This window comes from Microcoleus sp. F10-B2, from assembly GCF_036704965.1.
Classification (GTDB): domain Bacteria; phylum Cyanobacteriota; class Cyanobacteriia; order Cyanobacteriales; family Microcoleaceae; genus Microcoleus.
This window is the reverse complement of the sequence record NZ_JAUBTB010000058.1, coordinates 38559-49302: the sequence shown is the minus strand read 5'-3', so window position 1 is coordinate 49302 and position 10744 is coordinate 38559. Positions and strand designations below refer to the sequence as shown.

Genomic DNA, 10744 nt, shown 5'->3' with positions numbered 1-10744 from the left:
CAAATGCTAAAACTTCGTTGTGCTTACCTCAACGACCTCTTAGCCATTTGAGGTTTTTGCAAAACCGGGATGCTCCCCCTCTGGTTCGAGTTCAATCACCTTTTTATAAGCGATTAGGGCCTCATATAGCTTGTTTAGCTTGCTCAGAATATAGCCTATTCTTCTATAAAAAAAAGCACGATCTTTTTGAGATGGTTCGATTTCAATGGCCTTTCGGTAAGTGGTGACAGCTTCATTTAATTTGTTCTGCTCATTAAATAGATTAGCTAGATTTGCGTAACCAGCGGCGGCGGGATCTTTGTCACCGATTTCTATCGCTTTGTGCCATGCCGCGATCGCTTCTTGCTGTTTTCCCACATCTTTGAGCGCATTGCCTAGATTAACGTAAACCGTAGCATATTTAGGGTAGATTTTTACCGCTTGGCGATAGGCTGCGATCGCCTCATCTAATCTCCCTTCTTGCTGTAAAAACCAACCTAAACTGCTGTAAGCTTCGCCATAATTGGGATATATTTGGATGGCTTGGCGATAAGCTGCGATCGCTTCTTCTTGCTTGCCTTGGTAGGACAGCGTATTACCCAAATTGTAGTAAGCTTCGGCATAATTGGGATATATCTGGATAGCTTGGCGGTAAGCTGCGATCGCTTCATCATATTTCCACCTATTATCAAGCGCTTTGCCAAGTTCGTTGTAAGCCCAAGTCCACTGAGGGAAAACTTTGATGGCTTGGCGGTAAGTTGCGATCGCTTCATCATATTTCCCCTGCTTAATCAGTGCTTTACCTAATTCTTCATAAGCAGAGTAATATTTGGGTTCAAGTTGGATAGATTGGCGGTAAGCTGCGATCGCCTCATCAACTTTACCTTGATTACTCAATTGTGAGCCTAGAAATTGGTAAATGCTCGCATCCCAAGGATTAGGTTGAATAGCTTGCCTATAACTCTCTGTCGCTTCACCTCCTGCATTTTGGGCCTTCTGCCCACTCGCTTGAACAATATAAGCAAAGGAGGTGAAGCGATTGGTAAGCAACGGTAGTGTCGCCGCAACGTATAAGAATAAGAAAACTGAGGTTAACTTAGGCAAGAATTTTTTAGGCACTTTTGGTAAAGGCATAATCTTTCTTCATCTCTATTTTCGTTAAGCCTAGTCTACTTCCTCTATCAAGCTACCTGCAAGGGTTTCTCTCAACCGGGCGATTGGAAATGCAGCAGCCTCACACAGTTATGAACTCAGAAAAGTTGATGCCTAAAAATATTTATTTCTGTTCAACGCCTGTCTGATTTTTTGTATAATTTTCATAACTCCACTTAGACTCTAAATCTGTAACAATTAAAAATATAGTACCTAGTCAAAAGTTCTCTCCATGGCTTTTATCCCATCCGAAGCGTTTAAATCTATTAGTTATCCCAGCCGCACCGTAAAAAGAGCCGATCGCGCCGTCCGGTGCAGCCCTTTTCAATTACACTTCTTCCAGACCATCCGCGATAACAGCGTTTTCCTAAGTGCGATCGCCTCAAATTCCGGTGTCGAAAGCGGCTACACGCGATCGCCCGTATCCGAACTCGTAGCCGAAAACTCCCTACTCTGGCTGATTCAAGTCGGCGTTTTGCGGCGGGAAGTAGACGGACAAGGGATTACCGACAGTTTTCGCCTCACGCCCCTAGGCCGCCAACTCGTGGAAAAATGGGAACAGGAAGGACAGGGAGTGCCGGCCGCGTCATTGTGCGATCGCATGGGAAATGCCTTTAGCCGCGGGTTGGGAGTATTTCTATGAGGGGTTTTCACTTGCTACAGTCCGACAGGGAATGAATTCCCTGTCTCATAGCGAAAGTCGGTTAAAACCGACTGCAAGTGTCAATTCAATTCGATGTTGAGTTTCGCATAAAACCGACTGCAAGTCTCAATTTAACTCGATGTTGAGTTTCGCATTGCACGTTAATCAACCTCCTCAGTCCTCTTGCATAGGACTTGCGCTATGAGACAGGGATTTCAATCCCTGTCGGACTCGCCGTCAAACGAGTTCAACCGCGATCGCACTTGAGTTTCTTTGAAGGACTGGGGTGTGTTTTCTTTCGCGGAGAATCCCACAAGCAAATTTATGCTTTTTTGTGGAACAGGCCGGAAAGCCTGTTATTGAAAATGGTGCAAGATGTGAGTATAAATCAAATGCACCATCGCTCAACTAATACAAATCAAACTTAAACTGAATAAAAACAATGGTTCAAACCCCGGCCAAATCTTTGACTCTCAATGAATTTCTCCAATTACCGGAAACAAAACCCGCCAGCGAATTCATCGACGGTCAAATTATCCAAAAACCTATGCCCCAAGGAAAACACAGCACAATTCAAAGCGATTTGGGTGCGGACATCAACCGGGTACTCAAACCGCAACGCATCGCCCGCGCTTATCCAGAATTGCGCTGTACCTTTGGCGGTCGATCGACAGTACCCGATCTTGCAGTCTTTACCTGGGAACGCATTCCCCGCGACGAAAACGGCGAAGTAGCCAACACTTTCGCCCTCGCCCCCGACTGGACTATTGAAATTCTTTCCCCCGATCAAAGTCAAACTAAAGTCGTCCGCAACATTCTCCACAGTCTCGCCCACGGGACTCAGATGGGCTGGCTGATTGACCCGGAAGAAGAACTGGTATTTGTCTATTTTGCCGATCGCACCATAGCATTTTTTGAAGAACCGGGCGATCGCATCCCCGTTCCAACCTTTGCCGAATCCTTCAATCTCACCGTCGGTGAAATGTTCAGTTGGCTGACTGAGTAGCGCCACCTGGGTTTATGAATGATTTAACCGCAGAGGGCGCAGAGGGCGCCCAGGAGGGAGAAGAGAGATCGCCCTACGGATTTGGTTCGATCTAATGTGCGGTCGATCGCCTATACTAGAATATCTGGTTGTCAGCCCTTCAAGGACGAGAGAGGACTAAAATTATCACTATTAACTTAATTATGATTATTTAACCGGACTTGATATCCTCTCTCAAATAACCGCTAACTACTAACAACTAACTACATAAAAAGTTTGTCAAAAATGGAAGCTAAATCTTACAAAGACACCGTAAATCTGCCCAAAACCAAGTTTGATATGCGCGCCAACGCCGTCAAACGGGAACCAGAACTGCAACAATTTTGGGCCGATCGAGAAATCTACGATCGCCTCTCGGAAAATAACCCAGGCGACTTGTTCATCCTGCACGACGGCCCCCCCTACGCCAACGGACAACTGCACATCGGTCACGCCCTCAACAAAATCCTCAAAGACTTTATCAACCGCTACCAAATGCTGCGCGGCAAAAAAGTCCGCTACGTGCCCGGTTGGGATTGTCATGGATTGCCGATCGAACTTAAAGTATTGCAGAACATGAAATCGGAGGAGCGGCTCAATCTTACCCCGATCGAACTCCGCCGCAAAGCCGCCGCCTTCGCCCAGCAAACAATGGAACAGCAGCGCGAATCCTTCCAGCGCTACGGCGTTTGGGGCGACTGGGAACACCCGTATTTAACCCTGAAGCCCGAATACGAAGCCGCCCAAATCGGCGTTTTCGGTCAAATGGTTCTCAAAGGCTACATCTACCGCGGCTTCAAACCCGTTCACTGGAGCCCGAGCTCGAAAACAGCCCTCGCCGAAGCGGAATTGGAATATCCCGAAGGCCACACGTCGCGCAGCATCTACGTTGGCTTCCACGTGAAAAAACTGTCGAAAACCCTGCAAACGAAGCTCAAGCGCTATATGCCGAGCCTCTGGGCGGCGATTTGGACGACTACCCCCTGGACGATTCCGGCAAACTTGGCGATCGCAGTCAATCCCGAACTGACTTATGCGGTGGTGGAACCGCCGGCAAATTCCCACATCGCACAACAATTTATGTTAGTAGCTGTCGATGCGGTCGATCGGCTGTCGGCAACTTTTAAGACTGAATTAAAAATACTCGCCACGTTCAAAGGCAAAGAATTAGAAGGCTGCATCTACAAACACCCGCTGTTCGATCGCGAAAGTCCGATCGTTGCCGGCGGCGACTACATTACCGCTGATTCCGGGACGGGATTAGTGCACACCGCACCGGGACACGGACAAGAAGACTTTATAGTAGGAAAACGCTGCGGTTTGCCAGTTTTAACGCCCGTAGACGAGAACGGAAATTTCACCGCAGAAGCCGGACAGTTTGCAGGTTTAAATGTCCTCGGAAACGGCAATGCCGCAGTGATTGATGCCCTTGCCGAAGCAAATTGTTTGATTAAAGAGGAAAGTTACGCTCACTCTTATCCTTACGATTGGCGCACGAAAAAGCCGACCATTTTTCGGGCGACGGAACAGTGGTTTGCATCAGTTGAAGGGTTCCGAGATGAAGCCTTAAAAGCGATCGCCGATGTGAATTGGATTCCCGCGCAAGGGGAAAATCGGATTACTGCAATGGTTAGCGATCGATCGGATTGGTGTATTTCTCGCCAGCGGACTTGGGGCGTTCCGATTCCCGTATTCTACGACGAAGAAACCAACGAACCGCTGTTAAATGAAGAAACGATCGCCCACGTGCAAGCCATCTTTGCCGAGAAGGGTTCTGATGCTTGGTGGGAATTGTCGATCGCCGAATTGCTGCCGGAATCTTACCGCAATAACGGCCGCACTTACCGCAAGGGAACCGACACGATGGATGTGTGGTTTGACTCGGGTTCTTCCTGGGCCGCAGTTGCCAAAGGTCGATCGGAATTAAACTATCCTGCTGATATCTATTTGGAAGGTTCAGACCAACACCGCGGCTGGTTTCAATCCAGCTTGCTGACCAGTGTAGCAACTAACGGCGTTGCTCCTTACAAAACTGTTTTGACTCACGGTTTTGTGCTCGATGAAAAAGGCCGGAAGCAGAGCAAATCTGAAGGCAATGTCGTCGATCCGGCAGTCGTAATTAAAGAATATGGAGCCGATGTTTTGCGGTTGTGGGTGTCTTCGGTAGACTACTCTGCCGATGTGCCTTTGGGAAAAAACATTCTCAAACAGCAATCGGATGTTTACCGCAAAATTCGCAATACAGCTAAGTTTTTGCTGGGTAATTTGCACGACTTCGATCCGGCGAAAGATGCCGTTGCTTACGAGGAATTGCCGGAACTCGACCGCTATATGCTGCACAGAATGACCGAAGTTTTTGCGGAAGTCCAAGATGCTTTTGAAAGCTTCCAATTTTCCCGATTTTTCCAAACTGTGCAGAATTTCTGCACGGTGGATTTGTCGAATTTTTACTTGGATATTGCCAAAGACCGACTTTACATCAGCGCGACAGATACCCGTCGCCGTCGCAGTTGTCAGACGGTGATTGCCATTGCTGTGGAGAATTTAGCAAGGGCGATCGCACCTGTTTTGTGTCACATGGCTGAGGATATTTGGCAGTACCTTCCCTATCCGACTCCTTACAAGTCAGTATTTGAAGCCGGCTGGGTGCAAATTGATGCTTCATGGCACAATCCCGAATTAGCTGCGCGCTGGCAGTATTTGCGACAAGTGCGCGGCGAAGTTAACAAGGTTTTGGAAAAAGCCCGGATGGAAAAAGCGATCGGTTCTTCTTTGGAAGCTAAGGTTTTATTGTACGTTCCCGATGTTGAAAAAAGGCAGCAATTGCAAGCTTTGAATCCCAGCAGCGAAGAATTGGTGGATTATGTGCGATCGCAAAATTCAGTCATTGAGTTAGCCGCAGAGGAAAAAGCAAAAGCAGCACAAGATAAACAGGAAGAACAAGCGGCAAAAGTTGCGAAAGTCTTGACAGAAAACACAGTTTATGTTGAGGCGGAAACGATCGGAGAAAAGGGCGATCGATCTTCTGAGATCGTACAGTATTCTGCCCCTGAACCGTCGGCTTTAGATTGGCAGCAAATCTTAGATCGAAGCGCCCAGTTTGTGGCGGATCTGCCTGAATACGCGGGCAACTTTTTTACAGAATACCAAAAAGTTTTGGTAACACTTGGGCTGTTAGCCTCTGTGTTAGTAACGGGCCGAGTAACGCTGGCGATTTTGGATACGATGAATCAGATTCCGGTGTTGGGAGGCCTATTGGAAGTCATCGGCATCTTATTTACAATCTGGTTTGCTTTCCGTCACTTGTTGTTTGCCGCCAACCGTCAAGAAATTGCAGAACAAATTGATTTCCTGACAGCAGATGTGGTGGGCCGGAGTACAGCGCTTGTACTTGCAGAAACAAAAGCGATCGTCCTCGCACCGGCATTAGATACAGCGCTTGTGCTTGTGGAAACACAGGCGATCGCACAAACAGCCCCAGCCGAAAAAGTGTTTGTAGAAACACCTCAAATCCCGCAAGCAGAATTAGTTGCGATCGAACCCAAACCAGAAATTACTGCTGAAATAGTTGTAACGCACGATTCTACAATGACCGGCAAGGGTGTAGACGAACTGCGGTATTTGTTCATTACTTCGGAAGTGGAACTGGTAGAATCGAATGCAATTCTGCAAGAATTGCCGTACAGTTATCAGTCTCCTGAGTTGGCGATTGGTGTAGTGAAAGCAGACGGGGAAAAGTGCGATCGTTGCTGGAACTACTCTACTCACGTCGGAGAGTCGATCGAACATCCGCTAATTTGCGAACGCTGCGTTTCAGCAGTAGACGGCAAATTCTAACGTAGGCTGCGCTTCGGGAAAAATTCTTGAGTTTGTGGTAGCCACATTCAGCCCGAAGCGCACCTTACAATAACTTCATTTACTTATTTCTGATTAAAAAAACCGCAGACGATTTCACCAGGGTTGTTTTGTCCAAACGCCAAAACAGTTCCATCTTTCTTAACTGTAGTGCGATCGCGGCAATTGTAGACTTCTAGAGGCTTTTTCACTCCATCAACACTCAGAATTACCCTGTATTCCCAATAATTTTTTGCACTGCGTTTGATATCGACAATGCAAATCTCGCTTCCTCGATAATTGCGGCATACAGATGCCTCAGCAGGAAGCGCCCAGAAAAAAGATATCAATAACAACAAGCAGCAAACACATTTCATCATCCGCTATCTATTCCACTGCATAACCCGTATACTTCCGCATAAAGGGCGGCTGAAACCCCCAAACAATATCCTCTTTTGGAACTCCGGCTATTACTAAATCTTCAGCAATATCATCTTCAGTGGCATTCCATTGAAGCCAAATTTTCCCGCCCTTGATATCAATGTGAATGCTACAGTGATGCACCCTAGTCTGCTTGTCCCAGCCCACATAGAAGATTTGGTAATGATCTCGTTCTGTATCAAGAATCGTCTCAACTTCAATGTCTCCGTGAGCAGGTTTGCGCTTGCCGTACTCCAGTAACATTTGCTGCACAATTTGCCGATATTTGCTTAATTTTTCCATTCTACAATAACCTCCGCTGCTGTATCATAAACAATCATTTTTACCTGGTTTTCCTCGATCCTTGCTTTCGGGAAATCTAGTTGAAAGAATTCTTCATAAATTATTAACGGCACAGCCAAGTACAAAATGCGATCGGGTGCTTTTTCTTTTAGTGCGGCTCGATAATTAATGAACTGCCCCAATGCTCTGTGAAATTCCGAGATTGGCGACGATTTTGCCAAAAAACTTTTGACCTCAACGGCAATTTTTTCGCCTTTCCTTTCTGCGGCAATCAGCCTTTCTGCTCCCAGATCGATCGACATATCTACACCGCCCACACTAATCGGAAAAGGATCGTGGGTAATATGCCAGCCTTCTTTTTGTAAAGCTGTTTTGACAACTTCATGAAAAACATCTCTGGCAGACATAATATATCGATCGGTAACTTACTAAGTCCTATCTTACCTTTTTTGATAACCAACTGGCTCTATTTTTGCCAGCGACTTAGCCATTGGGCGCGCCCTCAAGTCGCGACATCATAAGATAGCTGAACCATACCCGAACTATATGTCAGACATCCAGTTAACTGCAAAGCTGTAGTATTTATGGGATTAACAAATAAAGGAATTCCCTCGCCTAAAATAAGCGGATGAACCGAGAGAATCACTTCGTTGACAAAATTTTGATTCAGGAAATCGCGAATCAGCAGAGCACCTCCCACCAACCAAATATTCTTGCCGTCAAGCAATCGCAAATCATTGACAAAATTCTCTAAATCTGTTACCACTTCGACATCAGAAGTGGCTTGAAAATCTAGATTTTTCGTAAAAACATAACTTTTTTTTTCCTGGTACGGATACTCGCCAAAAGTTAGAACTTGTTCGTAAGTCTTTCGACCCATGAGAACCGTATCGATGCTATCTAAGAATTTATTATAACCGTAATTTTGGTCGGTAAACAGCCAGTCAATATCGCCATTCGATCGGGCGATATAACCGTCCAAACTAGATGCAATGAATAGTATAATTTTCCGCATGGCAACACCGAGGTTTGGGGAATGATTGGGGCGATAATCGCCACAATCACCTTAATTTTAAATGATTTAGCGTCCTGACGGTAGCTTGAGTTCGATACCCAGCTTTTGACCGACATCGATCGCCGTATTAGCAAAATCAGTCATGCCTGCGATCGGAATTGCGATCGCAGTACCCGCCGCTACAAGAGCTGTTAAGCTTTTCTTTAATCGAGTTTTATTCCATTGGTTTTCCGGTTTCTTGATTTCGGCTTCGACATCTTCAATATCGATAATTATCCCCTCGCGGATGTCTTCGGGAAACTGATCGGCGGTTTCACGCATCGAGGAAATCAGTTTTAAAAGTTCGGCGGTATTGGTGTTATTGTTTTGCAGGGATTGATTGCCAGCAACTTCGGCACTGTTCGACGAACCACCGATATTGCCGGAGAAGTTAGCACCTTGAAAAGCACCTTGAAAGTTGTTGGTTTCAGAAGAATTTTGAGTCATTTTTGCTTCGGCTTTATTAATAATTGGTCTACTAACAGCTAGTTTAGCGATATCTACAAGGTCGTCATATTCTCTTCCGTATTTTCCCATTTCTCGATCGCCCATTTGGTTTCTGCGACGAAGTTCGATCGACTCATACCCATCCAGCAACTGCCGCAAATCGAGTTTGAGTTTAAGTTTGCCGACGCGCACTGTATTCTCGCCCATATCCTCCAGCCCTAGCAATTCATCATAATCCAGCGGATCGGCATCCGGATAACCCGGAACCGGCACCCATTGACTGATTTCCAGATTGGCAAAAGAGTTGTGGATTTTGGTAAAGGTATCGCGAATCATGCTGAGGAAAGAACGCCGCGTCGATTCCCGCCCGCTAACGGCAATAAAGATTTTTTCATCTTCCGGGTCAGATTTGATCCGGGCGATGTTGTACACCTCAGCGCCTTCCCTGTACTCCAGCATAACCCCCGTCCGCCAGTGGGTGCAGTTGTGGATTTTCTCGTGGGTGAGGACAATGAAGCGCGAGAGGATGCTGTCGGGGAGGATGCGGTAGTGATATTGAAATTCCAGGGTGTCGCCTTGGAGTTCGGTGTTTTGCGGTTGTTCTTTGGGCAAGATGCCGGGGATGAGGAAAGTCGGCGCGGGACAATGGCTGACGGGGAAGCAGAGTTCAAATTCCTCCATCAACCCGGTGAGGCAGTGGTAGCGGTCCCTGGGATATTTATTTGAGTCGAGGATGCGGCTGAGGTCGGCGTAGGTGAGAATACCTTTGGTTTTGACTTTGAGTGCGTCGTCGCTGAGGAGGGCATAGATGCCTTCTGTCACCCAGTGGGGATTGAGGATGTTGGTGGATTGCAGGATCGGGTGTTCGCGGAAGTTGAGGACAATGCCCAGGTTGTGCAGCAGTCCGATCAGTTGGGTTTGGTCGGTTTCTTCAAAGATGTTTTCTTTGGCGCAGATGGTGGCGTATTCGCTGATGCTGATGATGTCTTTGTCGAGGTTTTCCAGGCGCTGCTTGACTTGGAACCAGCTTAGCGGCAAAAGATCGTAGACTTCTTTGAGTTGGGAGATTTCGGTGTGGATGGCGCTGCGGAGTTCGTCGATGCCGGTTCCGCTTTCGCAGGAGGTTTCGACAATCGCTTTGATGTTGGGATATTTGTCGCGCAAGGCTTTGCGGTTGAGATCCAGGGGTTGTTCGTCGCACTTGTTGCCGACGAGGATCACGGGGGATGCGTCGCCGAAGCTTTCGATCAGTTTCAGCCAGTATTCGAGGCGGTTTTCGTCTTCGCTGGTGCGGCAGTTGCACACGAGGAGGTAGAGGCTGCGTTTGGTAAGGAAAAATTGGTGGGTGGCGTGGTAGATTTCTTGTCCGCCGAAGTCCCAGACGTTGAGTTTGACTGGTTTGGTATTGACTGTAATTTTCCAGTCTGTGATGTTGAGTCCGTCGGTTTGGGGATCGTTGGGGTTGTATTTGTTGTGGATGAGGCGGTTGATCAGGCAGGTTTTGCCGACGCTGCCTTGCCCGACGAGGAGGACTTTGGCTTCGTTGAGGGGCAGAACTTCGCCACTGCGGAGTTGGCGGAGGTAGTTGAAGATGTCAGCGGGAGTACCGGGGGCTTCTTTGTCGCCGAGAACTTCTGGAGAAATGGGCAGGGGATTGTGGCGGAGGTTGAGTTTTTCAAGTTTTGGCAGTGTTTCCAAACTTTCAGGAATCTTTTCAATCTGATTGTTAAAGAGGCCAAGTTCTGTCAGATTCGACAGTTTGCCGATCTCCTCTGGGATTTTGGTAATCTGATTGTTACTGAGAAGAAGCCGTGTCAGATTCGACAGTTTGCCGATGACTTCTGGGATGGATGTAATCTGATTGTCACTGAGAAGAAGCCATGTCAGA

9 protein-coding genes are annotated in these 10744 nt (G+C 47.2%); 3 read left to right on the top strand and 6 right to left on the bottom strand.

Annotated features, from left to right (window positions below):
- Positions 1 to 39 precede the first annotated feature (39 nt).
- Positions 40 to 1113: a tetratricopeptide repeat protein gene (locus QUA99_RS21545; RefSeq protein WP_333240964.1), complete on the bottom strand. Its 1074-nt coding sequence runs from the start codon at positions 1111 to 1113 to the stop codon at positions 40 to 42.
- 250 nt (positions 1114 to 1363) lie between these two features.
- On the opposite strand from QUA99_RS21545, the gene QUA99_RS21540 reads away from it, so the two are divergent.
- The 3 genes from QUA99_RS21540 to ileS all read left to right on the top strand — a co-directional run bounded on the left by QUA99_RS21540 (position 1364) and on the right by ileS (position 6635).
- Complete coding sequence (locus QUA99_RS21540) at positions 1364 to 1774, top strand: Npun_F0494 family protein (protein WP_333240966.1); 411 nt, start codon at positions 1364 to 1366, stop codon at positions 1772 to 1774.
- Positions 1775 to 2216: 442 nt separating this feature from the next.
- Positions 2217 to 2780: a Uma2 family endonuclease gene (locus QUA99_RS21535; RefSeq protein ID WP_333240967.1), complete on the top strand. Its 564-nt coding sequence runs from the start codon at positions 2217 to 2219 to the stop codon at positions 2778 to 2780.
- A 264-nt stretch (positions 2781 to 3044) separates the two neighbouring features.
- Positions 3045 to 6635, top strand: a complete 3591-nt coding sequence (gene ileS / locus QUA99_RS21530; RefSeq protein ID WP_333240968.1) for an isoleucine--tRNA ligase — start codon at positions 3045 to 3047, stop codon at positions 6633 to 6635.
- Between the two features lie 83 nt (positions 6636 to 6718).
- On the opposite strand, the gene QUA99_RS21525 is transcribed toward ileS, so the two are convergent.
- The 5 genes from QUA99_RS21525 to QUA99_RS21505 form a co-directional block, all read right to left on the bottom strand.
- Positions 6719 to 7012, bottom strand: a complete 294-nt coding sequence (locus QUA99_RS21525; protein ID WP_333240970.1) for a hypothetical protein — start codon at positions 7010 to 7012, stop codon at positions 6719 to 6721.
- A 7-nt stretch (positions 7013 to 7019) separates the two neighbouring features.
- Positions 7020 to 7355, bottom strand: a complete 336-nt coding sequence (locus QUA99_RS21520) for a XisI protein (protein WP_190732840.1) — start codon at positions 7353 to 7355, stop codon at positions 7020 to 7022.
- Positions 7343 to 7762 carry a XisH family protein gene (locus QUA99_RS21515; protein ID WP_333240972.1) on the bottom strand — a complete coding sequence of 140 codons (420 nt, stop codon included), beginning with the start codon at positions 7760 to 7762 and terminating at the stop codon, positions 7343 to 7345. Before QUA99_RS21515 ends, QUA99_RS21520 begins: the two co-directional genes overlap by 13 nt.
- A 95-nt stretch (positions 7763 to 7857) precedes the next feature.
- The gene (locus QUA99_RS21510) at positions 7858 to 8370 is read right to left on the bottom strand and encodes a dihydrofolate reductase family protein (RefSeq protein ID WP_333240973.1); all 513 of its coding nucleotides are present in this window, start codon (positions 8368 to 8370) and stop codon (positions 7858 to 7860) included.
- A gap of 66 nt (positions 8371 to 8436) precedes the next feature.
- The coding region (locus QUA99_RS21505) for a COR domain-containing protein (RefSeq protein ID WP_333460411.1) at positions 8437 to 10744 on the bottom strand (2308 nt) is incomplete at its 5' end.

Excerpts from the sequence above, each read along its gene's own strand:
- QUA99_RS21545 (WP_333240964.1), bottom strand. The coding sequence starts at position 1,113 with ATGCCTTTACCAAAAGTGCCTAAAAAATTCTTGCCTAAGTTAACCTCA.
- QUA99_RS21540 (WP_333240966.1), top strand. The coding sequence starts at position 1,364 with ATGGCTTTTATCCCATCCGAAGCGTTTAAATCTATTAGTTATCCCAGC.
- QUA99_RS21535 (WP_333240967.1), top strand. The coding sequence starts at position 2,217 with ATGGTTCAAACCCCGGCCAAATCTTTGACTCTCAATGAATTTCTCCAA.
- ileS (WP_333240968.1), top strand. The coding sequence starts at position 3,045 with ATGGAAGCTAAATCTTACAAAGACACCGTAAATCTGCCCAAAACCAAG.
- QUA99_RS21525 (WP_333240970.1), bottom strand. The coding sequence starts at position 7,012 with ATGATGAAATGTGTTTGCTGCTTGTTGTTATTGATATCTTTTTTCTGG.
- QUA99_RS21520 (WP_190732840.1), bottom strand. The coding sequence starts at position 7,355 with ATGGAAAAATTAAGCAAATATCGGCAAATTGTGCAGCAAATGTTACTG.
- QUA99_RS21515 (WP_333240972.1), bottom strand. The coding sequence starts at position 7,762 with ATGTCTGCCAGAGATGTTTTTCATGAAGTTGTCAAAACAGCTTTACAA.
- QUA99_RS21510 (WP_333240973.1), bottom strand. The coding sequence starts at position 8,370 with ATGCGGAAAATTATACTATTCATTGCATCTAGTTTGGACGGTTATATC.